Source organism: Candidatus Leptovillus gracilis (genome assembly GCA_016716065.1).
Taxonomy (GTDB): Bacteria; Chloroflexota; Anaerolineae; order Promineifilales; family Promineifilaceae; genus Leptovillus; species Leptovillus gracilis.
Map to the genome: position 1 here is coordinate 428,370 of JADJXA010000001.1, position 25,072 is coordinate 453,441.

The following is a 25,072-nucleotide window of genomic DNA, read 5'->3' on the forward strand; positions in this document are numbered from 1 at the left end:
GGCGTTTGGGGGTTCACCCAATCCCCAATCCCGTTTCAAACCTTACGGCAGACCAGCACCCCCGTCCCAATCGGCACAATCAGCGCATCTACAAGCGGGTCGGCCAGCGCCCGATCCAGGATGGGCTGCAACACAGCGCGATGGTTGATGGCGTTATCGGCCACCAGCAGGCCGCCACGCACCAGACGCGGCACAACTGCCTCGTAACAGTCGGCGTAAATATCTTTCTCCGCGTCCAAAAAGCAAAACCCAATCTGGCCCAACGCCGGTAAAAACTCACGCGCATCGCCCTGCACCAGTGTCACCACGTCTGCGACGCCCGCCTGGGCAAACGTTGCCGTCGCCAGGGCGACCTTGGCCGACAGCACCTCAAACGTGGTGAGGCGGCGGCCTATTTCCCGGCAGGCCAGCGCCAGCCACAAAGTGGAATAACCGGCGCTGGTCCCAATCTCGATCACCTCACCTTCCGGCGCTAACGCCGCCAGCAGCGCCAAAAATTGGCCCGTCTCCGGCGGAATTTGGCGCAGCCGTTCCAGGCGGGGCGTGCCATCATCGCGGTCACGCCTGTCAATCATCTCCAACTCGTGCATCCGCGCCAACATGGGTTCAGGAATGGTATGAAACATGGCTGTCCTCTTAACTGTAGGCTGTTAGGATCCAGGCTAACGGATTACGGATTACGGATTGCGCTGCTAACGCTCTTCCAACGGAACCCACTGCCGGTTCATCTCGCCGACGTACAACTCTTTGGGGCGGATAATACGGCCGTTTGCCATCTCCTCAAAACAGTGCCCCAACCAGCCGCCCACCCGGCCCACAGCAAAGGTTGGCGTGAAGAGGGCTGTGTCCAGACCCAGCCCATGCAGCAGCAGCGCGGTATAAAATTCGACGTTGGTTTGCAGATTGCGACCCGGTTTGTATTCGGCCAATAGGGTGACGGCCGTTTGTTCCACCGATTTTGCCATCTCATACAAAGCCATATCCCCATCCGCCTGATACAACGTTTCCGCCGCCGCCGCCAACACCTCGGCGCGTGGGTCGCGCACTTTGTAGACGCGGTGGCCGAAACCCATCAGCCGTTCACCCCGTTCAATCTTGGCCCGCAAATACACCTCTGCCCGGTCGGCCTGAGCAATCTCAAAAACCATATCCAACGCCGGGCCGGGCGCGCCGCCGTGCAGCGGCCCCTTTAGCGCCCCCACCGCCCCGGTAATCGCCGACACCAGATCGGATTGGGTTGAAATGATGACCCGCGCCGTGAAAGCTGACACATTGAGGCCATGATCGCTGACGGTGTTGAGATAGGTTGTCATGCCGCGCGTCTGGGCAGGCGACGGCCGTTCCCCCTTCAGCATGTACAGGTAATTGGCGGCGTGGCCCAAATCGGCCGTCGGCGGGATGGGTTCCTGCCCCTGGAGCAGCCGCCAATACGTGGCGACGATGGTGGGAAAGCGGGCTACCAGCGCCAGGGCTAACGTGTCCGTGTCTGTGGCGTCCAGGCCCAGGCTCAACGTACCGGCGGCCATGCGCAAGGCGTCCATCACTGGCGCGCCGGCCGGGGCGATGGTTTGCAGCAGGGTGAGGGTGGCGGGGGGTAACGGCCGTAAAGCCGCCAATTTCGCTTGCAAGTCGGCCAGTTCGTCTGCGCTGGGCAGCCGGTCATGCCATAACAAATAGACCACCTCTTCAAAGGTCGCCTGCCCGGCGATGTCGGCCAACGGATAGCCGCCAATGAGCAGTTGGCCGATTTGCCCATTGACATAACTGCGGCGCGTCTCGGCGGCAATTACGCCTTCCAGACCCGGTTTGTACTCAGATTGTGCTTGCGTCATGTTTTGCTCCAGAGAAGAATTTATTACAAAGAAACAAAGGGACAAAGGGACAAAGGGGCTAAGTTTAGATGAAGGTGATCATATAGGGTTGATTTTTGAATGTCAATATTGATTGATTAATCAACTTATTATATATTACAATCAACCAAATGAGATACTTATTTTGGCATGGTTCATCGAGCGAAGCATCCCGTTTCAAACAGAGGAGGGGGATGCTTCGGCTTCGCTCAGCACAGGCTCTCAGCATGACGCGCTTTCTGGCCAAATTTGTAAAGCACCTATCGCCTGGAATGAACCATGCCCTTATTTTTTTAGACGCTGTCAGCAATAATTCTATATCGCGCAAAGACGCAGAGGCGCAGGGGTGTTTCTCTTTGCGTCTCTGCGCCTCTGCGCGAGTTTGATTATTTCCAATGATCTCTTTTATTGTTCCTTTGTTCCTTTGTTCCTTTGTTCCTTTGTTCCTTTGTTCCTTCGTTCCTTTGTATTAAATTCCCATTCCCACCTATTATTATGACCCAATCCACCTACCTGACCGCCCAAGAAGCCGCCCAACTGCTGGGCATCCAGGTTGCCACTTTGTATGCCTATGTCAGCCGAGGATTGATTCGCTCGGAAGGAGGCGACGGCCGTTCACGGGCGCGGCGCTATCTGGCGGCAGATGTGGCGGCCTTGCGGCAGCGCAAAGAACTGCGGCACGACCCGGCCAAAGCGGCCGCCGCGGCGCTGCATTTTGGCGCGCCGGTGTTGGAATCAGCCATTACGTTGATTGACAACGGCCGTTTCTACTACCGCGGCCACGACGCCATTAGACTGGCAGATGAACGGCCGTTGACCGATGTGACCGGGCTGATCTGGAGCGGCCGCCTGAACGCCGACTGGCTGACGACGGCTGTGTCGCCCTCACTGCCCCACCTGGACTTAACCGGACTGTCTCCCATCGAGGCGTTCCAGACCGTCTTGCCGCTGGCCGCCGCTCAGGACATGGCGGCCTACGATTTATCGCCGACGGCCACAGCCCAAACTGGGGCGCGTATCTTACAGTTGTTGACGGCCGTCCTCACCAACCAACCAACCGACCAACCGATCCAATCCATCCCCGACCAGCTGCAACAAACCTTCGCTCCCCACCAACCCGCCGCCGCCGATTTGTTCAACGCCGCCCTCATCCTGTGCGCCGACCATGAGCTAAACGTCTCGTCGTTTACGGCGCGCTGCGTGGCCTCGGCCGGCTCCACACCCTACGCGGTGGTAATGGCCGGGTTGGCGGCGCTGCAAGGGACTAAACATGGCGGCCACACGGAGCGGGTAGAGGCACTTTTCCGCGAGGCTAGTACACCGGAACAAGCAGCAGCGACCATCACCAGCCGTCTACGGCGCGGGGAAGGCATCCCCGGCTTTGGGCATCCGTTGTACGCGGACGGCGATCCGCGTGGGCGGGCGCTGATAGATCGGGTGCGGGCGACGTGTGGGCAAGAAACGGCCGTCGCCTTGGCCGAAGCATTAGAAACGGCCGTGTGGCAAACAGTGGGATTGCGGCCAACGGTGGATTTTGGTCTGGTGGTCCTGGCGAGGGCATTGGATTTGCCGCCGGGCACGGCGCTGGCTTTATTTGCCTTGGGGCGGGTAGTTGGCTGGATTGGTCACGCGCTGGAGCAGTATCAGAATGGGCAAATTATTCGACCCCGGGCGCGTTATGTGGGTCCAGGTGTGTCTGGATGAGGGTGGCGAGTTCGGTGACGGCCGTTCGCCACACCGCCTCGCCAATCCTCGGCCAGCGCCAACTACCCATCAAATTACGCTCTGAGGCGAATTCCGAGAAATAATCGAGTGAAAATCCGATGTATTTCGGAATTCGCTTGAGGCATTTTCGCATTGAAGGCTTATTGATTATTCCGAAAATGCCTGACATGCCGATGAACCAGATAAATTCCTGGAGTCTGGGTTCTACTAACCTTTGATCATGACAGAAATCTTTCGTTAAAGGTAACTGGTAACATCTCAATAATCAGGCGGGCCTCCGGGAAGTTTGTTGCTACCGTCATCGTCGTCTTTAGCTCCAGGTGCAGTGGACAACCGGCGACGACCAGCGCTAAAGCGCCGGTCTATAAAACAACGCCGGGTAAACCCGGCTTTTATCTATTTACCACCGATTGACCCCAAAATAGCGAGAAGATACTTTTATTGGTTGATTGGGGGTGGGCAACGGCCGTTGCCCCCATCAACCCCTTCAATCCAGGCATTTACCCACGCTGCGCCAACAGTTCCCTTGAAAATAGGAGCGCGGACGTCCCGTCCGCCCGGCCGGCGAGACGCCTGCGCTCCCAGGGTTTTGATTCGTGATGGTGGGTGCAGCCCACTCATGAAGTCTCCTGGCGCAATCTCCTGGCGCAATCTCACTGACATTAGATCATGCGAGATACGGCCGTCTCCGGTATAATAATCCCCTGGTAGCCGTAAACCGTTAGCTCGGTAGCTGTGAACCGAACTCCGTATCCCGTTTCCCATTGGCATTTGCCCCAGGCAGCGCCCACAGATTACCGAACACGGCTTACGGCTTACGGAACACGGTTTACGGAACACGGAACACCGACCACAAAACACGGAGGCTATTTTTGACAGCAATTCAACGAGCGACCGGCATGCAAGACGTGCTGCCCGAAGACCGCCGCTATTGGGACCTTGTCACCAGCAAAGCCGCCGACCTGGCCCAACGTTACGGTTTCCAGCGCATAGACGTGCCCATCATCGAATACACCCCTCTTTTCGCGCGCGGCATGGGCACGGCGTCCGACGTCTTTGTGCAAAAAGAGATGTACACCATCGAAGAGCCAGACGACCTCAGTGTAACGCTGCGGCCAGAATTTACGGCCGGATTTGTGCGCGCCTTCATCGAAAACGGCATGATGACCTGGCCGCAGCCGGTTAAGCTCTATTCAATTGGCCCCATCTTCCGCCGCGAACGGCCGCAAGCCGGCCGCTATCGCCAGCACAGCCAATTTAACGCCGAAATCCTGGGCGAAACAGACCCCGCCGCCGACCTGGAAGTGATGATGCTGGCGATGAACCTGTACCGCGAACTGGGTTACAAAGGGTTGACCTTTCAGCTCAACAGCACCGGCTGCCCGGTCTGCAAACCGGTCTACATCCAGGCCCTCACCGCCTACCTGGCCGAGCACCAGGACAAACTGGCGGCCATAGACAAAGAACGCCTGGGCAAAAACCCGCTGCGCGTGCTGGACAGCAAAGAGCCGGGCATGGACAGGTTGTTAGCCGCTGCGCCGCACATCATCAACTACCTTTGCGATGACTGCGCCGACCATTTTGCCGACCTGCGCCGCCTGCTGGATGCGCTGGGCCAGGGTTATGCCATCAATTTCCGGCTGGTGCGCGGCATTGATTATTACACCAAGACGGTGTTTGAAGTGTGGGCCGAAGGCATTGGGGCGCAGGCGGCCGTGTGCGGCGGCGGCCGTTACGATGGGCTGGCCGAAGCCATCGGCGGGCCGGCTACGCCCGGCGTCGGTTTTGGCAGCGGCATCGAACGCATTGTCTTGGGGATGCGCGAGCAGGGGCTGGAGCCGCCGGAACCGCCACAGCCGACCGTGTTGGTGGCCCATTTTGGCGGCAAGACAAAGGAAACGGCCGTTACCCTCACCTACCAAGCTCCGCGCCGCGGGCATCGGAACCCGGTTGGCCTTTGCCCGCGACAAACGCAGCCTGAAAAGCCAGATGCGCGAAGCCAACCGCTTCCACATGCACACCGTCCTCATCCTCGGTGAAGATGAAGTAGCCGCGGGATTGGTGGCGGTACGGCCGTTAACCGGCGGCGACCAGAGCCAGGTCCCGCTCATTGACATTGTAAATACATTCACAGCTGGTAGTTGATAGTTGTTAGTAGATAGTGTCACTAACAACTCCCAACTAACAACTCCCAACTCCTTCATGACAATCTTCGGCATTCTCTACCATCCAAAGATCGTGGCTTCGCAGCCGTTAGCCGGCGAAATTGAAGCCTGGTTGGGGCAGCACGGCGTTACAGCCTGGTCGGCCTCTGCCTGGGAAGAGGCCGCTTTCAGCGAAGCCCTGGGCGGCGTTGATTTGCTGCTCGTCCTGGGCGGCGACGGCTCCACACTCCATGCGGCGCGCCTGGCGCTGCCATATCAAATCCCCATTTTCGGCATTAACCTGGGCCGGGTCGGCTTTCTCAGCGAAGCCCGGCCCGACGACTGGCGCGACAAACTCAGCAAAGTCATTCAGGGCGAGTATTGGATTGAAGAACGGCTGATGCTGCACGCCGATTTGCGCCGCAACGGGTATGTCATTAATACCTTCACCGCCCTTAACGATCTGGTGATCGGCCGGGGCAAGCAGGCGCGGGTGCTCCATTTGCACCTCAGCGTTGATGGCGATCACGTGACCACTTACACGGCCGATGCCCTCATCGTGGCCACGCCCACCGGCTCTACCGCTTACTCTATGGCCGCCGGCGGGCCGCTGCTGCCGCCGCAGTTGCAAAACTTTGTCGTCGTGCCGGTGGCGGCGCACCTCAGCCTGGATCGCGCGCTGGTGCTGCACGAAGAAGCGGAGATCATCATCCAGGTGCAAATGGGCCACGAGGCCATGCTGACAGCCGATGGCCAGGATGGTTTGGACCTGGAAAGCGCTGATGAGGTGCTGATTCGCAAGCATACCCATTACAGCTATTTTGCACGGGTGGAAAGTTCAGGTTATTTTTACCGTCGTTTGATGCGACGATTGGGCCATTTGCGCCCTCCAGCAGAAGGATAAGCCTATGACGATGAGTGAACCGCGCCTGCGCACGCTGCTGCGCCAGGCGGAAAAGGCCCGCAGCGCCGGCAAACGCGCCGCCGCCGCGCAGTTGTACCGGGAGATTGTGGCCGAGGAGCCGGAAGTGGAAGCGTGGCAGGGGTGGGCGAATTAACCAACGACCCGGATGAACAGAAGCAGGCTTGCCAGCAGGTGCTGGCGCTGGGAGCCGGGCAATGCCGTGGCCCAGGCGGTCTTGGCCGGCGAACCGCTGCCAGAGATGGCTGCGCCGGTAGAAGGCGCAAGATGGAACGGCTGCCCAGAACGGCTGTTCACCACCCGCAACGGCCGTGCCCCAAAACGGGATGCCCGGCCGTTGTCATTAAGCCCAACGCGCCCACACCGCCGAAGAGCCGGTCCTTTTCTGCTATCGCCACCCCGACCGTGACACCGCCTTGCGTTGTTACAACTGCAACCGGCCCATCTGCATCGACTGCGCCAACAAAACCCCGGTCGGCTACATCTGTCCGGAATGCAAGTTCAACATGGAGGAAAAATTTTTCACCGCCACCACCGTCGATTACGTGCTGGCCACGATTGTTTCCTTTATTCTGAGCCTGTTGGCCGGTTTTGTTGTTGTCAACTTTGGCGGCGGCTTTTTCTGGATTCTGATTGTGCTGTTTGTGGCCGGGGGGGTGGGCGGCTTCGTCGCCAAGATGACCCATCGCGCCATTGGCGGCCGGCGTGGGCGCTATATTCCCCATCTGGTTGCCACCATGGTGATTTTGGGCGTGGTGATTCCGGCGCTGCCGCTGCTGCTCGGCATTTTGCTTGGCGGCGTGGGAGCGCTGTTTGGGCTGCTGGTGCCGGGCGTGTACGCGTTTGTCGCTTCCAGTTCGGCGTTTTATTGGATGCGGTAAGGCGATTGCGGATTTCCGATTGCGGATTTCGGAATATTGAATCTATGTTAGCTGAATTGTACATTCGTCATTTTGCCATCATAGACGAACTGCGCATGAAGATGATGCCCGGATTTAACGTCCTCACCGGCGAAACCGGCGCGGGTAAATCCATTATTCTGGACGCGGTGATGTTGGTGTTGGGCGGCCGCGCCGATACCAATATGGTGCGCGCTGGTGCGGAGACGGCATACGTCGAGGCTACCTTTGTCCTGACGCCCGCGCTGCAAACGGCCGTTCTCCCCCTCTTAGAAGCGGAAGGGCTGGAAGACGAAGCCGGCCAAGAGCTGCTTCTGGCGCGCGAACTGCGCCTGAGCGGCCGCAACATTTGCCGTATCAACGGCCGTGCCGTCGGCCTCTCCCTGCTGCGCGACGTAGCCGAACCTCTGATAGACATTCACGGCCAGGGCGATCACCTCTCCCTGCTCAAACCCCGCGCCCACCTGCCTTTGCTGGATTCTTACGCCCGGCTGGAAAAAGAACGCAGCCTGGTGACCTCAGGAAGTGGGCGCCTTGGGTCGCGTGCAAAAAAGAATTGGCGGCGCTGCGCCAAAACGAACGGCTGCGGGCGCAGCGCAGCGACATGCTCGCCTTCCAAATCCAGGAAATCGCCGCCGCCAACCTCCAGGTGGGCGAAGAAGAAGACCTGCGCGCCGAGCGCGTGCGCCTGGGCAACAGCGAACACCTCACGCGCCACGCCGCCGAAGCCCTGAGCCTGCTTTCCGGCGTGGACGACGAAGCCCGGCGGTCATCGACCTGCTGGGGCAAGCGGAACACGCCCTGACGCAGTTGGCGCGGGTGGACGCCGGGCAGCAAGCCGCAGCTAGAGCAGCTTCAAGGGCCGGCCTTCCAGGTCAGTGATCTGGCGGCCGAGCTGCAAAAATACCTGGAGCGGTTAGAGTTTAATCCGGAACGGCTGAATTTTGTGGAAGAGCGGCTGGAACTGCTGAATACGCTCAAACGCAAGTACCAGGCCGCCGACGAGGCGGCGCTGCTGGCGCTGCGCGAACAGGCGGAAAAAGAGTTGGACAATCTCACCCACAGCGAGGAACGCATTGCCGGCCTGCTGGTGGAGGAGGAAAAACGCCTGCGGGAAATCGGCCGGCTGGCGGCGGCGCTGTCTGAACGACGCCAGGAAGCAGCCAAACGGTTGGCCACGGCCGTAGAAGATGAACTGGCGCACCTGAGCATGAGCGGCGCGAACTTCAGCGTCGATTTTCAGACAGAACCGGCGGCCAACGGCGTTTTTGTTGGCGCAGAGCGGCTGGCCTATGATCAGTCGGGCATTGATAAAGTGGAATTTTTGCTCTCCACCAATCCCGGCGAACCGCTGAAGCCGATGGCGAAGGTCGCCAGCGGCGGCGAGACGGCGCGCCTGATGCTGGCGCTAAAAACCGCCCTGGCGCAGGTAGACGCCACCCCGACGCTCATTTTTGATGAGATTGACCAAGGGATTGGCGGCCGGGTAGGCGATGTGGTGGGGCAAAAGTTATGGGGTTTAACGGCCGTTGGCCGCCATCAGGTCATCGTCGTCACCCATTTGCCGCAGTTGGCCGGCTATGGCGACGCCCATTTCCACGTGAGCAAACAGGTTCACGATGGCCGCACCACAACGGCCGTAGAAGATTTGGACCGGAACGGCCGTATCACCGAATTGGCGGCCATGCTGGGCACTCAGGGCGTCCACGCCCGCGGCGGCGCGGAATCCATTCTAGCCCAGGCATCCCAGGCGAAGGCCATTGTTAATAGTCAATAGCCAATTGACCATTGACAATTGACCATTTGTTCAGCCTCCCGGTTCCGCTGTCGGCGGCACACTAATGATGGTTTCCCCCAACAGGTATCTGATGGCCGCCTGTAACTGCGTATCGGCAAATTCCTCGCCACGGTCCGTTTCCGGCAGGGGGATAAATTCATTGACCCAGGTTTCGTCAGGAGTCAACCACCGGGCGATGGTCAGGCGCACGCCGCCGCCATTGCTTAGCGCCTGCCAGGTCTGCACCGTGCCCTTGCCATAAGTAACCTGCCCAATCAACGTGCCCCGTTCCAGGTCCTGAATAGCGCCGGCCAGCACTTCGGAGGCGCTGGCGCTGCCTTCGTCGATGAGCACAACCAGCGGTATGTCTTGCGCCAGCCCTTCGTCGGTTGATTCGTATACACGCTCGTTGCCATCGCCAAACTGCTCTCGCAGGATGAGGCCCGCCGGTAAAAACTGGTCGGCAATGTCTATGGCCGTATCCAGGCTGCCCCCGGGATTACGGCGCAAATCCAAAATCAGACCGGCCGGGTTAGCGGCCAACAACTCCGCCAGCGCGTTTTCTAGCTCTTCACCAGACTCATTGCCAAAGCGCGACAGGCGCAAGTAAGCGATATTGTCGTCCAGGATTTCGCTGCGCACGCTTTTCAGGTCCACGTAATCACGCACAATCTCAATTGTAAAAGACTCATCGCCACGTAGGATCAGCAGTCGAACGGCCGTGCCCGCCGGCCCGCGCACCAACTGCGCCGCGTCGTACACATCCATGCCGGTCAGGTCCACGCCATCCGCCTGCTGCAAAATGTCGCCCGGCAGCAATCCCGCTGCTTCGGCCGGCGACCCCTCAATCGGCGATACAATGACGATGTTGCCCTCAACCGCTTCCACCTCGGCGCCAATGCCCTGGAACTTACCAGACATCGAGTCACGGGCGGCAGCCTCATCGGCCGGCGACAAATAACGGGTGTGCGGATCATCCAGCACGGCCAACAGGCCATCAATCGCCCCCTGCGTCAGCCGTACATTATCCAAGGGCTGGTCATAGTAGCGGGTGTGGACCAGGTCCCACACTTCCCAAAACGGGGCGAAGGCGGCTTTCGCTTCGTCCGGCGTACTGGTCGCCGGGCCAAAAAATGCGACCGGCGCCCAGGGAGATTGTCCTGCCACGTAACCAGCGCCAAAACCAACAATAAGCAGCAGCAGCATAATAAAGCCGGTGAATGATTTTGAATTCATAGAATTTCTCCAGTCCCAGGTGTGGGGGTTGCCTTCCTCAACTAGCCAGCTAAGCCCAACACAAAATCTACCCCGCCACATGAGTTTTGACTTGGCGTAGGCTAAGAGATGTCTAAACGGCAGTATGCCGTTTTGAAGCCGTTTCACCCTCTGTTACAATTAATCCTCAGGAAGGGTAATCAAACAATGAACAATCAGAAAATTCGGACCACCTATACCATCACGCTGGTGATATTGGATGCGCTGTTGGTTAGCGTCGCATTTATCCTGGCTTACCAGCTGCGCCGCACCATCCCCTGGCCGGAAGAACTTGCCAATCCCGCGCCTATTGCCAGCTACGCCGGTCTGATTCTGGTTCAGATTGCCGCAATTATTACCGTGCTGTTTTTCTACCGGCAATATTACATTCCCCGCGCTGTTTCCCGCGTAGATCAACTGTATTACATGTTTGCGGCCGTTTCAATAGGCACGCTGCTGTCTGTCGCCATCTCCACCTTTATCTTCAAGGGGGATGAAGTCATCCGCGACTATCCGCGCGCGATGATTATTTATGCCTGGCTGCTGACAATTGTGCTGCTGCTGTTCGGCCGGGTGTTCCACCAGCTTGTGCGGGCGGCGCTGCGGCGCAACTATGGCATCGGCGAAGACAGACTGCTGCTGGTAGGAACCGGCGATATGGCCCAGGTGGTATTGCAGCGCATTTTGTGGTCGCCACAATTAGGTTATAACCTGATAGGCATCGTCAATGGCGAAGACAAAAAAGATCTGCTGGGCGTGCCGGTGTTGGGCCGGCCTGAAGACCTGCCCGCGCTCATTGCGCAGCACGGCATCGATGAGGTGATCATCGCCATGCCGGAAAAAGGCCACCGGGAAACGGTGCGTATCATCTCCTATTGTGAACGCGGCCGGGTATCCATCAAAACCTTCCCCGACATTTTCCAGTTTGTCACCTCAGAAGCCACCATAGATGACCTGGGCGGCCTGCCGCTGCTTACCGTGCGCGACTTTGCTTTGCGCGGGTACATGCTCATCTTCAAGCGCTGGATAGATTTTATCGTAGCTGCTTTGGGCCTGATCTTTTTGTCGCCGCTGATGCTGCTGGTGGCTGTAGGCATCAAGTTAGAATCGCCAGGGCCGGTATTTTTTGTACAAGAACGCATGGGACTGGATGGCAAACCCTTCCTGATGATCAAGTTTCGCTCCATGCGCTCAGACGCGGAAAAAGATGGCCCAGGCTGGACTACCGACAACGACCCCCGCCAGACCAAACTGGGCAAATTGATTCGCAAATTAGAAGTGGACGAGCTGCCTAATCTCATTAACGTCTTTATTGGTGAAATGAGCCTGGTGGGGCCGCGTCCGGAGCAGGCCCACTACGTGGAGCAGTTCCGCAAAATTGTGCCCCGCTACATGGATCGCCACCGGGACAAGGGCGGCATGACCGGCTGGGCGCAGATCAATGGCTTGCGCGGCGACACTTCCATCAACGAACGCACTAAATACGACTTGTGGTATTCAGAGAACTGGTCCGTTTTATTAGATGTAAAAATTATTCTGCGTACCGTCTGGCAAATTATTGATCGTGAAAACGAGCAGCGCCAATCTGGGTCTCAGCCAATTGTGTCTGAACTAAAAAATACCCCACCCGACGCCAACGGCTCTATGCCCAGTTCCATGAGCCATCCCCTTCCCCCGACTAAAGCTACGCAAAACAAGCGCTAAATATCTAACGCGGTTCTTATTTGACGCTGATCTGGTCGCATGATATGATATTTTAAGGATAGCTTTAGCACTCTGGTGATAAGAGTGCCAGTACACCTGCTAAGACAAAATGGGCGAACAAAAAAGTTCGCCTTTATTGTGAATAGGTAACATGTTCCAATCATTAACCGAGCGCCAAGAACGCATTTTGGATCTGGTAATCCGCACGTACATCCGCACGGGAGTCCCGGTTGGTTCTAAAATGCTGGTGGAACTGTTCGATCTGGATATTAGTTCGGCGACGGTGCGTAACGAACTGGCGTCGCTGGGTGAAATGGGGTACCTGGGGCAGTTACACACTTCGGCCGGCCGAATTCCGACTGAAACCGGGTATCGCTATTTTGTGCAGAAGCTGCTGGGTGAGTTTTCGCTGCCTTTGCATGAACGGCAAATGATCCGCCATCAGTTTCATCAGGCGCGGCTGGACTTGAACCAATGGATGCAGTTAGCGGCGGCCATTTTGGCGCATACGTCGCGGGGGGCCAGTTTTGTTACCGCCCCACAGCGGCGCATTAACCGCTTCAAGCACTTGCAGCTCATTTCCACGCAGGGGCGGTTGGTGCTGATGATTTTGGTGCTGACCGGCGGCGAGGTGAACCAGCAAATGTTAACATTGGCGGAACCGCTGGCGCAGGCGCGGCTGAGTACGGTGGCGCAGCGGTTCAATGATCTTTACAGCAATGCAGCGTATGACGAGATCGTGGCCCTGAGCGTTCATCAGGATGCGTTAGAATCTGAGGTGACGCGCCTGATTTTAGACGTGATTGGGCGGGCCGATAAGCGGGCCATCAGCGATATCTATCGAGATGGGCTGGTTAATTTGCTGGAAGATGAAGGCACACGCCAGGCGGTGCGCGTCCTCGAGGAGCGCACGCTGTTGGCGGATGTCATTTCTGGGGCGCAGCCGGCCGGAATGCGCGGTGTGCAGGTCTTGATTGGCGGCGAAGGCCGGTGGGAAGAGCTAAAAGATTGCACGATTATTTTATCGCGCTACGGGGTGACGGAACAATTTAGCGGCACGGTGGCCGTGATTGGGCCAACGCGGATGATGTACGGCCGTAACGTCGCCGCCGTGCGCTATGTGGCCGATTTGATGAGCGGCCTGGTATACGACTATTACATGGACGAGTTACCGGCGGGCGAGGCCAAAAGATACCGAACGGGTGACAGTCAGCGAGTGAGTAACTGTGAACGAGGAAGAAACCATTGTGACAAATGAAGAGGAAAGCGCCGGTCTTGGTGTGGATGGACAGACGGCCGCCGACATACTAGAGACCGAACCAACGCTAGAAGAACAACTGGAAGCGGCCAGAGCCGAAGCCGCCAAAAATCTGGATGGGTGGATGCGCGTGCAGGCTGAATTTGCCAACGCCCGTAAACGCATGGACAAACAGCGGGTAGATATTCATTACCGGGCTGTAGCCGATGCAGCCGAAAAGTTGCTGCCCATCGTAGATGATTTTGAGCGGGCCATGGAGAGTGTGCCCGAAACCATCGGCGGCGATGTCTGGTTTGAGGGCATGCAATTGGTCTACCGCAAGTTGACCAATATTTTGGAAGGCATGAACGTCAAAGCCATCGAAGCAGTGGGGCAGCCGTTTGATCCCAACTGCCACGAAGCCATCATGCAAGAAGCGTCTGACGATTACGAAAGCGGGACTGTGACCCGCGTATTACAAAAAGGATATATGTTAGGCGACCGTGTGATACGGCCGTCACTCGTATACGTAGCTGAATAATTCAATCGAGTGAGGAAACACAAACATGGGCAAAATAATAGGTATTGATCTAGGTACAACCAACTCCGTGGCTGCCGTGATGGAAGGCGGCGAACCCACCGTCATCCCCAGCGCAGAGGGCAGCCGTCTCTTTCCCTCCATCGTCGCCGTCAATCCCAAAACCGGCGAACGGCTGGTAGGCCAGGTCGCCAAACGCCAGGCCGTCATCAACCCGCAAAACACCATCTACTCCGTCAAACGCTTCATGGGGCGCAAATTCGACGATCCCGTCGTGCAGCGGGCCATCAAATACGTCCCCTACGGCGTCCACAAAGCGCCCAACGGCGACATCCGCGTCTCCATGAGCGAACGCGAATACTCCCCGCCGGAAGTTTCGGCCATGATCCTGCAAAAAATCAAAACCGACGCCGAAGCGTACCTGGGGCAGCCGGTGACACAGGCCGTCATCACCGTGCCCGCTTACTTCAACGACAGCCAGCGGCAGGCCACCAAAGACGCCGGTAAAATTGCCGGCCTGGAAGTGCTGCGCATCGTCAACGAACCGACCGCCTCTTCCCTGGCCTATGGCATTGGCAGCAGCAAAGATGAAATTATCGCCGTGTATGACCTGGGCGGTGGCACGTTCGATATTTCCATTTTGGAAGTGGGCGACGGCGTGTTTGAAGTCAAATCCACCAATGGCGACACCTTCCTGGGCGGTGATGATTTCGATCAGAAAATTATTGATTGGGCAGCCGAACAGTTCAAAATGGACCAGGGGATCGACTTGCGCAACGACCGGCAGGCGTTACAACGCTTGAAAGAAGCGGCCGAAAAAGCCAAGATTGAGCTGTCCACCACCATGCAGACCGAGTTGAATCTGCCCTATATCACCGCCGACGCCAGCGGACCCAAACACCTGAACCTGAACCTGACACGCGCCAAACTGGAGCAGCTCACCGAAGATTTGATCAAACGCTCCATCGAACCGTGCCGCCAGGCCCTCAAAGACGCCGGATTGTCCACGGCCGAAATCGGCGAAGTGGTGTTGGTGGGCGGTATGACCCGTATGCCGGCTATCCAGGAAGCCGTCAAGAAATTCTTTGGCAAAGGAGCCACACAAGGGAGTGAATCCGGACGAGGTGGTAGGCATTGGCGCAGCGATTCAAGCCGGCGTGTTGGGCGGTGATGTGAAAGACGTGCTGCTGCTGGACGTGACCCCGCTGACCCTGAGCATTGAGACGCTGGGCGGCGTCGCTACCCCGCTGATCGAACGCAATACCACCATCCCCACGCGCAAAGGCCAGGTCTTCTCTACGGCCGCCGACATGCAAACGCAGGTGGAAATCCATGTCACTCAGGGCGAACGCCCCATGGCCAACGACAACAAAAGCCTGGGCCGCTTTATTTTGGATGGCATTCCGCCCGCGCCGCGCGGCGTGCCGCAAATTGAAGTCACCTTCGACATCAACGCCGACGGCATTTTGAATGTGACGGCCAAAGACAAGGCCACCGGCCGTGAACAGGCTATGCAGATCATCCCCTCTAGCGGCTTGCAAGAGAAGGAGATTGACCAGATGGTGCGCGACGCGGAATCCCACGCCGCCGAAGACGCCCGCCGCAAAGAGGAAGTGGAAGCGCGCAACATGGCCGATTCGGCCGTGTACACCGCCGAGAAGTTCATCAGCGACAACGCGGCCACTATACCAGAAGCCCAGAAAACGGCCGTGCAAACCCAAATCGAAGCCGTCAAATCAGCCATGTCGGCCGGCGACCCGGCGGCGATGAAAGACACGGCCGCTCAACTGCAAAACGTCCTCCAACAGGCTGGCGCAGCCATGTACCAGCAGCAGCCCGGCCCACAAGGCCCCGGCCCTGACGGCGGCCCCACCGGCGACCCTACCGGCTCCGACGAAGACGTCATCGAAGGCGAATTTAGCTAAAGTTAGTCTATTGGTTGGTTGGTTGGTTGATATGAACCAACTAACCAACCCTCCATCCTGCTTATGGCCACCAAACGAGATTATTACGAAGTTTTAGGCGTGAATCGCAGCGCCAATAAAGACGAGCTAAAAAAAGCGTACCGTCGTCTGGCGCGGCAGTATCATCCCGACGTGAACAAAGATACAGACGCCGGTGAGCGGTTTAAGGAGATCAATGAGGCGTATGAAATGTTGTCGGACGACAACATGCGCGCCCGATATGATCGCTTCGGCCATGCCGGGGTAGAAAACGGCGCGGGCGGCTCCTCCGGCTACGAAGGCGGCTTTGGCAACGTCGCCGACATCTTTGAAGAATTTTTTGGCGGCGCGTTTGGTGGCGGCGGCTCGCGGCGGCGGCGGCGGGGTCCGCGGCGCGGCGCCGATCTGCGCTACGACCTGAAAATCTCGTTTGAAGAGGCCGTGTTTGGCGTTGATAAAGACATAGACGTGACGCGCCCGGCTGTTTGCCCATCGTGCAGTGGGTCCGGCGCAGAACCGGGGACCCATCCTAAGAACTGCCCCACTTGTAATGGCTCCGGCGAGGTACGTCGTGTGCAGCAGTCTATTCTGGGTTCCTTTGTCAACGTGGCTACCTGCCCCACCTGCCAGGGTGTGGGCGAGATAATTGAAACGCCGTGCCAGACGTGTCACGGCCGTAAACAAGTCCAGGAAACCCGCACGCTCAAGGTGAAGATTCCGGCCGGCGTAGACAACGACACCCAGATCCGTCTGAGCAACGAAGGCGCGCCCGGCATAGATGGCGGGCCGCCCGGCAATCTGTTTGTCGTCATCCGCGTGCAAGAACATAAAGTCTATGAACGGCGCGGTGACGACATCTGGATTGACCTGGAGATCAATTTGGCCCAGGCGGCCCTGGGCGACGAGCTAAAAGTGCCGACCATTGACGGCGAAGAAACGCTGACCATCATGCCCGGCACGGAGTCTGGCAAAGTGTTTCGGTTGAAAGGGAAAGGTGTGCCCCACCTGGACCGCAGCGGCCGGGGCGCCGACGTGGGGCGCGGCGACCAGCATGTGTTGATCCATGTGACTGTCCCCAAAAAATTAAGCGACGAACAGCGTGATCTGTTTGAGAAACTGGCGAAAACGTTGGGCAAGGAAGTGATTCCGCAGCGGGAAAAAGGTATTTTTAGCCAGTTGAAGGACGCGCTAGGATTTTAAGAGTTTGGTATTCAGTCTACTAGCAGCCATAAACCGAAGTCCGTGTGCCGTTTTCCGTTGGCATTTGCCAGAGGCCGTCCCTGCGAAATACGGATTACGAATTACGGATTACCAAATACGGGTGCTAGACTGCCAGGCGAAAATGTGACGATATGTATTGGCTAGAAGTTAGCGTGGTGACAGACGGCGAAGGGGCGGAAGCGATTGCGGAGGTGTTACGGCCGTTTGCCTATAACGAAGGTGTGGTGCTGGAACAGCTTGGGGACATGAACAACCTGGACCCCGAAGCGTTGGAACCGGCCGTCACCGTCAAGATATACCTGCCCGAAGAGCAAGATTCGCCAGAACTGCGCCAGCGGCTTGAGGAATTGTTGTACCAATACGGCCGTCTCTATCCCCTACCCCCACCTACCTTCCGCAGATTACAAGAAGAAGATTGGGCCAATGCCTGGAAAGCCCATTACCATCCCTTCCGTGTCGGTCATCGCTTGTGGATTCAGCCCAGTTGGGAAGAGTCGCCGGTCAGTACAGACCCAGAGGTAGAGGGGCTGCGCCCCGATGATGTGGTGGTCACGTTAGACCCGGGCATGGCTTTTGGCACGGGCCTGCATCCCACCACCCAGATGTGCTTGCAGGCGTTGGAGCAGATTGTCAGGCCGGGGATGCGCGTTTTAGATGTGGGCACAGGTTCGGGCATTTTGGCGATTGCCGCCGCCAAATTGGGCGCAACCGAACTAGTGGGCGTGGACACCGATGATCTGGCAGTGCGCGCGGCGCTGGAGAATGCGGCCAAAAATGGGGTAACGGCCGTTACCACCATCCGCAAAGGTACCCTTGCCGACGTGACCAAACGCGGCTGGGACGTGGTCGTCGTCAACATTTTAGCGCCGATCATCGTGAATTTGTTTGAACAGCACGACCTGATGGGCTACGCAGCGCCAGGAGGCAGCCTGATTTTAAGCGGAATTATAGACCAGCAGGCGGAAGAAATAGAAACGGCCGTTCGGGCGGCAAACGGCCGTGTTCAACAACAACTGCAAGTCCGTGATTGGGTCAGCTACATCATTCGTCATCGCTAATCTTTCTATCAGGCACTCTCGCCTGCAAATAGAACACAAAAAAACGTCACAACAATGTTGTGACGTTTTATGTTAACTTACAAACAGACCTGCTAGATGTAAGCGGATACTGTGATCAAGAGAGCAGCATTACTTTTTGGCTGGTGACGGTGCGGCGGTTGGCGCGGCAGTAGTTGCTCGATTGCGATGGTAACGATAATTGATTCGCCCACGACTTAAATCATAAGGCGTCATCTCCAGGCGAACCCGATCTCCCAACAAAATGCGAATGTAATACTTCCGCATCCGCCCAGAGAGATAAGCCAACACCTTGTGACCGTTATCCAACTCCACCATAAACTGCGTGTTGGGCAGCAGTTCTATCACAGTACCTTCGACTTCTAGTTTTTCGTTTTTGGCCATAATCCTCTCTATCAGGTCTTACTCTTCTTCACGGTCGGCAACGGCGCTGTCGCTGACGGCCGTTGCGGCGACGGCGGTTGCCGCAGCCGAAACCGCCACGTCGTCAACAGCCTCATCGGCCATACGCGCCATATGCTGCGCCATCCACTCAATTTGCTCCTGGGCCGTCACCGCTTTCAGGCTCAAGCCAATCCGCTGCCGCTGCGAATCAATGCTCACCACCCGCAGCAAATGCGTCTCCCCTTCTTTTACGACCTCGCCAACATTTTCGACGTTAGTCCGCGAAAGCTGAGAAACATGCAGCAGCCCTTCGATACCCGGTTCAATTTCGGCAAACGCGCCATAATCCAGAATGCGGGTAACTTTACCTTCAACGAGTTGATTAATCTGGTAACGTTCTTCAACCGAATCCCAGGGATTCGCCATTACTTTTTTGCGGCTCAGGCTGATACGTTGATCGGCGCGGTCCAGTTTTAACACCACCACTTCGATTTCATCGCCAACTTTAACGACTTCGCGTGGGTGGTCAATGCGGTGCCAGGCCAGCTCGGAAATATGAACCAGACCGTCGGCGCCGCCCAAATCAACAAACACGCCAAAATCACGCAGGCCACTGATCGTGCCGCTGAGAACATCACCTTCTTTCAGGTTGTCCAGCAGTTCACCCTTGCGCTTTTCTTCCCACTCTTTTTGGGCATCGCGCTGCGAGAAGACCAGGCGGCGGCGGCGGCGATCTACTTCGATGATTTTCATCGGCAGTTTTTCGGTGCGCAATTTCGCCAGACGCTGCTGCCGTTTGCGGTCACTCATGCCCGGCGTCAGGTCAACCAGGTGAGAGGCCGGAACAAAACCACGTAAATGGCCGAACGGCACAATCGCCCCACCTTTGTTATAACCAATAATCTCGCATTGCAAGATTTCGCCGCTCTCCATCTTCGCTTCGGCATCAATCCAGTCCTGGTTCAACTGAGCCATATGGATAGACACGATGACACTTTCCGATTGTTCGTTATTCACGATATAAACCGGAATTTCATCATTGATCTGCAAAGCAGCGCGGTCCTCTTCGGATAACTTGCTCAAATCGGATGGCGGGACCATGCCATCACGTTTTGTGCCCAGATCAACAATAACGCCTTGCGAGTTAATGGCGACAATGATGCCTTTACGAATATCCCCAACTTCCGGGAGTTCGTAATCATGTTGATCTAGTAATTCCTGCAATAAATTTGTTTCTTCACTGGACATACGTACTGATCTCTTCCCACAAAAGGATTTGTTATTCAAGAAAAAACTCGGCCAATGCCCAAAATTATCAATAGGACATGGCCGAGTTAGAGGGTTCGTAACTCACTTTTACCGCTGATCAGAGCGTCATTAAGTAAACTATTTACTTAAACATAAGCCTCAGAGGAGACAACAAAAATCGTTGTTAACTTCTTGTCGCCTCTCTATACACTTCGCAAATTGTGAAGCGCCATCCCAACAGTAACTCAGCCTGTGACAATCTAACTTGGGAATTATAGCCACTCCCCTGGTGGTTGTCAAAAGGTTTGGACGCATTGGCGCTTTATTCAGAGGCGATTGGGTTGCGAATGAGACCCAACCCTTCAACTTCACACGCCACCACATCGCCTGGGGCCAGGAATTCGGGTGGCTGGCGAGCAAAACCGACGCCGCTGGGTGTGCCGGTGGCGATGATGTCGCCGGGCAGCAAAGTCATGCCGCGTGACAGGTGGTAGATAATCGCCGGCAGGTTAAAGATCATGTGGCGGGTGTTGCTGGCTTGTTTGGTGACGCCGTTGACCCGGCTGGTGATATTCAGGTTGTGGGGATCAGGTATTTCGTCGGCGGTGACAATCCAGGGTCCCATCGGGCAGCTTCCGTCCAGGCTTTTGCCCTTGAAGTATTGCTTGTGTTGGGTTTGCAGGTCGCGGGCGCTCACATCGTTGATGATGGTGTAGCCGAAGATGTAGCCCATGGCTTCTTCGGGCGAGATGTTTTTGCCCCGCCGGCCGATAATGACGGCCATTTCGGCTTCCCAATCAATTTTGGCGGAAACATGTGGATTGTAAGGAATTGGCGCGTAAGGTCCGGTAACGGCCGTTGTCGCTTTGGTGAACACAATGGGAAAGTCCGGTATCTTCGTCTCCTGGCCGCGGGCAGTGTAAGACTCTTGGGCGTGTTCCACGTAATTCAGGCCCAGGCACATCACGTTGCGGCGGGGCACGGGGATGGGCGCCAGCAGCGTGGCCTCCGCCAGCCGCAGCGCAGGGCTGGCGGTTTGGGCATAGGCTTCCGCCTGGGCCAGACCGGCTGCGCCAGATTCGATGAGAGAGAGCATGTCGGGGGCAACGGCCGTTAAATCCACAATAACCTGGTCGCGCACAGCCCCTAAACGGCCGTCGCCATGCAGTTCATAAGTCACCAGTTTCACGCTGCTGCCTCCTTTGAAAATGGGAGCGCGGACGTCCCGTCCGCCCCGGCAGGCGAGACGCCTGCGCTCCCAGGGTTTTCATTCGCGGTGGTAGGTGCAGCCCACTCATGATGTCTCCTGCAAAAATAGAGTTGTCAAATCTTAACGGGTTAACGACGGCCGACTATCTGGCCGATGCCATTGCCAACCCAGACTTCGTAGCGAAAGGCCGGGTTACTGGCCGAAGCCACAAAATAAGTCACGCCCTGAACCGTCGGGCGAGATTGTAACGCCTGCCAAAACTCAATGTACTGCCGTCCTTTCATGTAGAAGGGTGTGCCATCCTTGTTGTTGCTGGCCTCTGTCACCCAAATCGGTTTGTAGCGGAAGCGAGAAATGTAATCATCCAGCACATTCAGGCTCCAGGCCATCGGGTAAACGTGGGACCAATAGAGGTGAACGCCCAGGCCATCGGACGCTTCTACCGCTTCGCGGCTGGCTTCAATGAATTGGATATGGTCGTGCTTAACGCCGCTGACCGCGCTGCCCGGCGACAATCCGGGGTAAATGAAGCGCACGCCGGGCAGCGCCTGCCGGTACAATTGCAGCAGTTCCAGGAACCAGCGATTAAACGCTGCGCCATCGGCCCAGGTGTGGAACAGACCTTCCATAATCAAATTGGGTTCATTGTGTAATTCCACCACCACATCTTTACCAGTCAGCAAATTCAGGGTACGCTGCACATCGCTGAGGGTGTCGTTGAGGAATTGGCGCGGGCTGATATTGCGCCCGCCAAAATCCAGAAAGGCGCGCACAACCCACTTCACGTCCGGGTGGGCGGCCACCAGTTTGCGAATGCCGGCCGGGTTGTGGAAAGAAAGCAGCTTGATCATGCCGGGGCGGGTGTCGGCAAACTCTTGCACTTCGGCGTCGCTGATGTCGGGGTCGGCGGCGGCGTGCAGGCCAATGCGGGCATGGCCCACCGGTTCGGGGTCCGGGTTAACAACCGGCGGCTGACCGGGATCGGGCGTCACTGTGCCAAAGGGCGGCTGCAAAATGGCGTCACTGACACGCACCGGGGTGTACTCGCCCTGGGCCACGCCGATAACGATCATCGGGGCGTTGGCCGGGATGAAGCCTTTGTTTTCGGCGTTGCGGCGCGGTTCGGCGCGGAGATTGATGCCGTAGGGACCAGCAACGGCCGTATCCCCCGACACCAACAACTGCGACGTAAACGCCCAACCGGGCGTGGTATCCTGCGGCGGCGCAGGTGGCGGTGTGGGCGGCGGACCCGGCAGCGGTTCTGGCTGCTCGATGGGCGGCAGCGGGGTTGGAATATCGCTTATATCGGCGCGGTTGGCCTGCACCGGCGTGTATTCGCCGCGGGCTTTGCCGACGATGGTGGCCCGCGCCCCCTCGCGCAGCGTGCCCAAACGCGCCCCGGTAGCCAACGGCTTGGCGCGCAGATTCACGCCAAAACGACCGGATACGGCCGTTCGGCCATCTACCACCAAATTCTTCGTCCAGGCCCAACCCATCAGCAAAGCGCCAGGCGTGGGCGCAGGGGGTGGGATGACGGGGGGCAAGCCAGGAACATTTACCGGCCCGGAAAAATCGCTCAGGCGTACACGCACGGGGTGGTACTCGCCTTGCTGCCCGCCCAAAATGACAACGGTGCTGCCACCTTTGACCAGGCCGATATTGCTCGCCGTGCGCGCTGGGGCCGTGCGCAAATTGATGCCGTATTGTCCCACCACAGCCTGGGCGCCGCTAATCGTGAGGTAAGGCGAAAAAGCCCAACCATCCACTTGCGGTGTGCTGCCAGGCGGCGGGGTAGGCACGGGCGTAGGTGTGGGTTGGGCATTGCTAAGAGCGGCCGTGGGCACGAGGATCGGCAGATAGCTGCCCTGTTTGCCGCCGGTAACAATCATAATTGTGCCGCCGGGGACCAGGTCTATGGCTTCGCCATTGACACTGGGCGTGCGGCGCAAATTGATGCCGCCATAATTGGCCTGAGCCAGATCGCCAACCAGAGTGAGGCCATCGGCATAGGCCCAACCGGTGGTATAGGGGCCGGCCGGGCGCACAAAACCGAGCAGCGGCAGCAGGAAGGGGGTGGGGTCTATGATGTTACCGGGCCAGTTGCCCTGAGTCTCGCCCTCCCGCTTGAGGGTCAGGTGCAGGTGGGAGCCAAAGCTGTTGCCAGTGTTGTCGGCGCGGCCGATCAGGCTGCCGGCTTCGACAACCTGGCCGACGCTGACGTTGACCGATTCCAGGTGGGCGTAGATGGTTTCGTAGCCGTCCTGATGGGCGATGCGCAGGTGACGGCCGTAATTGTGTCCATCTGGGTTGGTGCGTACCATCTTCACCGTGCCCGGCGCGACAGCAAACACCTTGCTGCCGCTGGGGGCCATGATGTCTATGCCTTCGTGGCCGGGCAGGCCAAATTGGGCATAATTCTGCGGGTTGGCGGCGAAATATTGGTTGATGCTGCGAAATTCGGTGGGCCAGGCTTCAAATCGAAAGTCACTCATTGCCTACTCCTTTGTGTATGAGGACAGTTGCGGGCTGTGTATGAACAAACCATAGACGATGACTAAGTGATCATCTAGAAATTATAGGGTCCAGATTGGACCAATCTTGGACATTGGTCCAATCTAAAAAACAGGAAGTTATTCTTAGACGATTGCGAAGGGCCATAAGAGTACCAGACTATGTTACGGCGTAACTGTCAAGTCGTCAAAGCCGGTGGGCACGATCTGAAAAAAACTGCTGCCGGGGGCCAGAGGCAGGGGGCCGCCTTCTTTGTCGGTGAAGGTGAGCATGTGGTGGGGGTCGTCGCGGCGCCAACGGCCGTCGAAGCGCTGCCCGTCGCGGAAGATAGAGACCGGGCCTTCCCCCCAAATTTGAATTTGAATAGAGTGGCTGCCGCCGGTGTCTTCGACAATATCGGTCTCGACATGTTGGGCGCTGAGGACGATGATATTTTTGAAGCTGAGCTGTTCGCCGGTATTGGCGTCCAGGTGGGGTTTGCCGTCGGTCCAGCGCCGGTAACGGCCGTCGCCCACATCGTAGCCCCAAAACGCATTCGTACCCTGGTATTGAATCTCCAGGCTGCGGGCCAGTTCGCCGGGGGTGATGGGGGCGGCGCGGAATGTCATGCCGTTTTGCAGCTGGGGCGGCGTGTTTTGGCCCCGCTCATCTAGCAGATAACGCAGCCGGGTGGTGTCGGTGAAGAGGGAATGGACGATGGGGCGGTCTGCTTCTTCGACACGGTAGAAGCCGCCGTGGCCGAAATCAATGGAGATGAGCCGGTTGAAGAACTCGCTTTCCTTAAACATCAGGCGCACCGGCCCGACAGAGCCGGAGTAAGCGAAGGCGGCGTCGTACATGTTGGGAATTTCCAGGTCTATCAGCCGCCCGCTGCGCACGGAGCCGACCGGGTCGGCGTCCTGGCTGTAAAAAACGGCCGTAAACCGCGTGAACCCTGCCTCCACATAATGCTCAAACACCAGGTCGGCGCTGTTCAAGCCAGCCTGGGGGCGGACGAGGATGGGGTGGTTGGAGATTTTGATGGCTAACGGCCGTCGCGCCAGCACGGCCGAATTGCCCACCACTTCGCCGGTGAGCGGATTCACGTTGGCCGGGAAATTGTCTGGGCCGATGAGTCCTTCGATGGTCGGGGTGATGGTTGGTTGGGGCGTTGGCGTATGGGTCGGTTGGCTGGCCGGCGTGGCTGAGGAAATGGCCGAGGGAGTGGCCGAGGGAGTGGCAGATGGCGTAATCGTGGCCGTTGGCGATGGTGTATCGGCAGCAGTGACAGTTGGCGTGGGGGAGAGCGGGGCAGCAGTGAGAGTGGGCGTGGGCGGAACGGCAACGGCCGTTCCGCCACAGCCCACTGCCAACCACATGACAACCCAAAACAGCCAATGGCGCTGATCAATACGGTTATGAGACATCACCAGGGGGGATAGCATTGCCG

23 protein-coding genes and 1 pseudogene are annotated in these 25,072 nt (G+C 57.7%); 15 read left to right on the forward strand and 9 right to left on the reverse strand.

Going from position 1 to position 25,072, the window contains the following annotated elements:
- Positions 1-35: 35 nt before the first annotated feature.
- Both IPM39_01865 and IPM39_01870 read right to left on the reverse strand, forming a co-directional pair.
- A complete protein-coding gene (locus tag IPM39_01865; GenBank protein MBK8984823.1) occupies positions 36-626 on the reverse strand; it encodes a class I SAM-dependent methyltransferase in 591 nt (196 codons plus the stop codon).
- 66 nt (positions 627-692) lie between these two features.
- A complete protein-coding gene (locus IPM39_01870) occupies positions 693-1,832 on the reverse strand; it encodes a citrate synthase/methylcitrate synthase (protein MBK8984824.1) in 1,140 nt (379 codons plus the stop codon).
- Positions 1,833-2,345: 513 nt separating this feature from the next.
- On the opposite strand from IPM39_01870, the gene IPM39_01875 reads away from it, so the two are divergent.
- Positions 2,346-3,554 (forward strand): citrate synthase family protein, encoded by a 1,209-nt coding sequence (locus tag IPM39_01875; GenBank protein ID MBK8984825.1) that lies wholly within the window; start codon positions 2,346-2,348, stop codon positions 3,552-3,554.
- Positions 3,555-4,013: 459 nt separating this feature from the next.
- Here IPM39_01875 and IPM39_01880 read toward each other — a convergent pair whose 3' ends face one another.
- Positions 4,014-4,196, reverse strand: coding sequence for a hypothetical protein (locus tag IPM39_01880; GenBank protein ID MBK8984826.1), 183 nt, complete (start codon positions 4,194-4,196; stop codon positions 4,014-4,016).
- 251 nt (positions 4,197-4,447) lie between these two features.
- Between IPM39_01880 and IPM39_01885 the strand changes: the two genes are divergently transcribed.
- The 8 genes from IPM39_01885 to IPM39_01920 all read left to right on the forward strand — a co-directional run bounded on the left by IPM39_01885 (position 4,448) and on the right by IPM39_01920 (position 9,317).
- Positions 4,448-5,614, forward strand: a complete 1,167-nt coding sequence (locus IPM39_01885) for a histidine--tRNA ligase (protein MBK8984827.1) — start codon at positions 4,448-4,450, stop codon at positions 5,612-5,614.
- Positions 5,565-5,720, forward strand: a complete 156-nt coding sequence (locus IPM39_01890) for a hypothetical protein (GenBank protein MBK8984828.1) — start codon at positions 5,565-5,567, stop codon at positions 5,718-5,720. Before IPM39_01885 ends, IPM39_01890 begins: the two co-directional genes overlap by 50 nt.
- A gap of 57 nt (positions 5,721-5,777) precedes the next feature.
- On the forward strand, positions 5,778-6,623 hold the full coding sequence (locus IPM39_01895; GenBank protein MBK8984829.1) for an NAD(+)/NADH kinase: 846 nt from the start codon (positions 5,778-5,780) through the stop codon (positions 6,621-6,623).
- A 4-nt stretch (positions 6,624-6,627) separates the two neighbouring features.
- Complete coding sequence (locus IPM39_01900) at positions 6,628-6,777, forward strand: hypothetical protein (protein MBK8984830.1); 150 nt, start codon at positions 6,628-6,630, stop codon at positions 6,775-6,777.
- A gap of 12 nt (positions 6,778-6,789) precedes the next feature.
- A complete protein-coding gene (locus tag IPM39_01905; GenBank protein ID MBK8984831.1) occupies positions 6,790-7,050 on the forward strand; it encodes a hypothetical protein in 261 nt (86 codons plus the stop codon).
- A 97-nt stretch (positions 7,051-7,147) separates the two neighbouring features.
- Entirely contained in the window at positions 7,148-7,522 is a 375-nt protein-coding gene (locus tag IPM39_01910) for a hypothetical protein (GenBank protein ID MBK8984832.1), read from the forward strand.
- 44 nt (positions 7,523-7,566) lie between these two features.
- Positions 7,567-8,274 carry an AAA family ATPase gene (locus IPM39_01915; GenBank protein ID MBK8984833.1) on the forward strand — a complete coding sequence of 236 codons (708 nt, stop codon included), beginning with the start codon at positions 7,567-7,569 and terminating at the stop codon, positions 8,272-8,274.
- Between the two features lie 212 nt (positions 8,275-8,486).
- A complete protein-coding gene (locus IPM39_01920) occupies positions 8,487-9,317 on the forward strand; it encodes a hypothetical protein (protein MBK8984834.1) in 831 nt (276 codons plus the stop codon).
- Between the two features lie 30 nt (positions 9,318-9,347).
- On the opposite strand, the gene IPM39_01925 is transcribed toward IPM39_01920, so the two are convergent.
- Positions 9,348-10,553 carry a S41 family peptidase gene (locus IPM39_01925; protein MBK8984835.1) on the reverse strand — a complete coding sequence of 402 codons (1,206 nt, stop codon included), beginning with the start codon at positions 10,551-10,553 and terminating at the stop codon, positions 9,348-9,350.
- 186 nt (positions 10,554-10,739) lie between these two features.
- Here IPM39_01925 and IPM39_01930 point away from each other — a divergent pair, with 186 nt between their 5' ends.
- The 6 genes and pseudogenes from IPM39_01930 to prmA all read left to right on the forward strand — a co-directional run bounded on the left by IPM39_01930 (position 10,740) and on the right by prmA (position 18,272).
- Entirely contained in the window at positions 10,740-12,275 is a 1,536-nt protein-coding gene (locus IPM39_01930) for an undecaprenyl-phosphate glucose phosphotransferase (protein ID MBK8984836.1), read from the forward strand.
- A 151-nt stretch (positions 12,276-12,426) separates the two neighbouring features.
- A complete protein-coding gene (gene hrcA, locus IPM39_01935; GenBank protein ID MBK8984837.1) occupies positions 12,427-13,533 on the forward strand; it encodes a heat-inducible transcription repressor HrcA in 1,107 nt (368 codons plus the stop codon).
- A complete protein-coding gene (gene grpE / locus IPM39_01940) occupies positions 13,523-14,053 on the forward strand; it encodes a nucleotide exchange factor GrpE (GenBank protein MBK8984838.1) in 531 nt (176 codons plus the stop codon). The genes hrcA and grpE overlap by 11 nt, the downstream gene beginning before the upstream one ends.
- A 25-nt stretch (positions 14,054-14,078) precedes the next feature.
- Positions 14,079-15,975: pseudogene (gene dnaK, locus IPM39_01945) on the forward strand (molecular chaperone DnaK).
- A 63-nt stretch (positions 15,976-16,038) separates the two neighbouring features.
- Complete coding sequence (gene dnaJ, locus IPM39_01950; GenBank protein MBK8984839.1) at positions 16,039-17,193, forward strand: molecular chaperone DnaJ; 1,155 nt, start codon at positions 16,039-16,041, stop codon at positions 17,191-17,193.
- Between the two features lie 152 nt (positions 17,194-17,345).
- Complete coding sequence (prmA, locus tag IPM39_01955; protein MBK8984840.1) at positions 17,346-18,272, forward strand: 50S ribosomal protein L11 methyltransferase; 927 nt, start codon at positions 17,346-17,348, stop codon at positions 18,270-18,272.
- A 129-nt stretch (positions 18,273-18,401) separates the two neighbouring features.
- Here prmA and infA read toward each other — a convergent pair whose 3' ends face one another.
- From infA to IPM39_01980, 5 genes are all read right to left on the reverse strand, one after another.
- A complete protein-coding gene (gene infA, locus IPM39_01960; protein MBK8984841.1) occupies positions 18,402-18,674 on the reverse strand; it encodes a translation initiation factor IF-1 in 273 nt (90 codons plus the stop codon).
- Between the two features lie 18 nt (positions 18,675-18,692).
- Positions 18,693-19,922: a S1 RNA-binding domain-containing protein gene (locus tag IPM39_01965; protein ID MBK8984842.1), complete on the reverse strand. Its 1,230-nt coding sequence runs from the start codon at positions 19,920-19,922 to the stop codon at positions 18,693-18,695.
- 322 nt (positions 19,923-20,244) lie between these two features.
- Positions 20,245-21,111, reverse strand: a complete 867-nt coding sequence (locus IPM39_01970; GenBank protein MBK8984843.1) for a fumarylacetoacetate hydrolase family protein — start codon at positions 21,109-21,111, stop codon at positions 20,245-20,247.
- Positions 21,112-21,260: 149 nt separating this feature from the next.
- On the reverse strand, positions 21,261-23,624 hold the full coding sequence (locus tag IPM39_01975; GenBank protein ID MBK8984844.1) for a M23 family metallopeptidase: 2,364 nt from the start codon (positions 23,622-23,624) through the stop codon (positions 21,261-21,263).
- Positions 23,625-23,807: 183 nt separating this feature from the next.
- On the reverse strand, positions 23,808-25,049 hold the full coding sequence (locus IPM39_01980; GenBank protein MBK8984845.1) for a DUF3048 domain-containing protein: 1,242 nt from the start codon (positions 25,047-25,049) through the stop codon (positions 23,808-23,810).
- Positions 25,050-25,072: the final 23 nt, after the last annotated feature.

Bases quoted from the DNA above. Each gene is read 5' to 3' on its own strand.
- IPM39_01865 (MBK8984823.1), bottom strand. From the start codon at position 626: ATGTTTCATACCATTCCTGAACCCATGTTGGCGCGGATGCACGAGTTG.
- IPM39_01870 (MBK8984824.1), bottom strand. From the start codon at position 1,832: ATGACGCAAGCACAATCTGAGTACAAACCGGGTCTGGAAGGCGTAATT.
- IPM39_01875 (MBK8984825.1), top strand. From the start codon at position 2,346: ATGACCCAATCCACCTACCTGACCGCCCAAGAAGCCGCCCAACTGCTG.
- IPM39_01880 (MBK8984826.1), bottom strand. From the start codon at position 4,196: ATGAGTGGGCTGCACCCACCATCACGAATCAAAACCCTGGGAGCGCAG.
- IPM39_01890 (MBK8984828.1), top strand. From the start codon at position 5,565: ATGCGCGAAGCCAACCGCTTCCACATGCACACCGTCCTCATCCTCGGT.
- IPM39_01895 (MBK8984829.1), top strand. From the start codon at position 5,778: ATGACAATCTTCGGCATTCTCTACCATCCAAAGATCGTGGCTTCGCAG.
- IPM39_01900 (MBK8984830.1), top strand. From the start codon at position 6,628: ATGACGATGAGTGAACCGCGCCTGCGCACGCTGCTGCGCCAGGCGGAA.
- IPM39_01905 (MBK8984831.1), top strand. From the start codon at position 6,790: ATGAACAGAAGCAGGCTTGCCAGCAGGTGCTGGCGCTGGGAGCCGGGC.
- IPM39_01910 (MBK8984832.1), top strand. From the start codon at position 7,148: ATGGAGGAAAAATTTTTCACCGCCACCACCGTCGATTACGTGCTGGCC.
- IPM39_01915 (MBK8984833.1), top strand. From the start codon at position 7,567: ATGTTAGCTGAATTGTACATTCGTCATTTTGCCATCATAGACGAACTG.
- IPM39_01925 (MBK8984835.1), bottom strand. From the start codon at position 10,553: ATGAATTCAAAATCATTCACCGGCTTTATTATGCTGCTGCTGCTTATT.
- IPM39_01930 (MBK8984836.1), top strand. From the start codon at position 10,740: ATGAACAATCAGAAAATTCGGACCACCTATACCATCACGCTGGTGATA.
- hrcA (MBK8984837.1), top strand. From the start codon at position 12,427: ATGTTCCAATCATTAACCGAGCGCCAAGAACGCATTTTGGATCTGGTA.
- dnaJ (MBK8984839.1), top strand. From the start codon at position 16,039: ATGGCCACCAAACGAGATTATTACGAAGTTTTAGGCGTGAATCGCAGC.
- prmA (MBK8984840.1), top strand. From the start codon at position 17,346: ATGTATTGGCTAGAAGTTAGCGTGGTGACAGACGGCGAAGGGGCGGAA.
- infA (MBK8984841.1), bottom strand. From the start codon at position 18,674: ATGGCCAAAAACGAAAAACTAGAAGTCGAAGGTACTGTGATAGAACTG.
- IPM39_01965 (MBK8984842.1), bottom strand. From the start codon at position 19,922: ATGTCCAGTGAAGAAACAAATTTATTGCAGGAATTACTAGATCAACAT.
- IPM39_01975 (MBK8984844.1), bottom strand. From the start codon at position 23,624: ATGAGTGACTTTCGATTTGAAGCCTGGCCCACCGAATTTCGCAGCATC.
- IPM39_01980 (MBK8984845.1), bottom strand. From the start codon at position 25,049: ATGTCTCATAACCGTATTGATCAGCGCCATTGGCTGTTTTGGGTTGTC.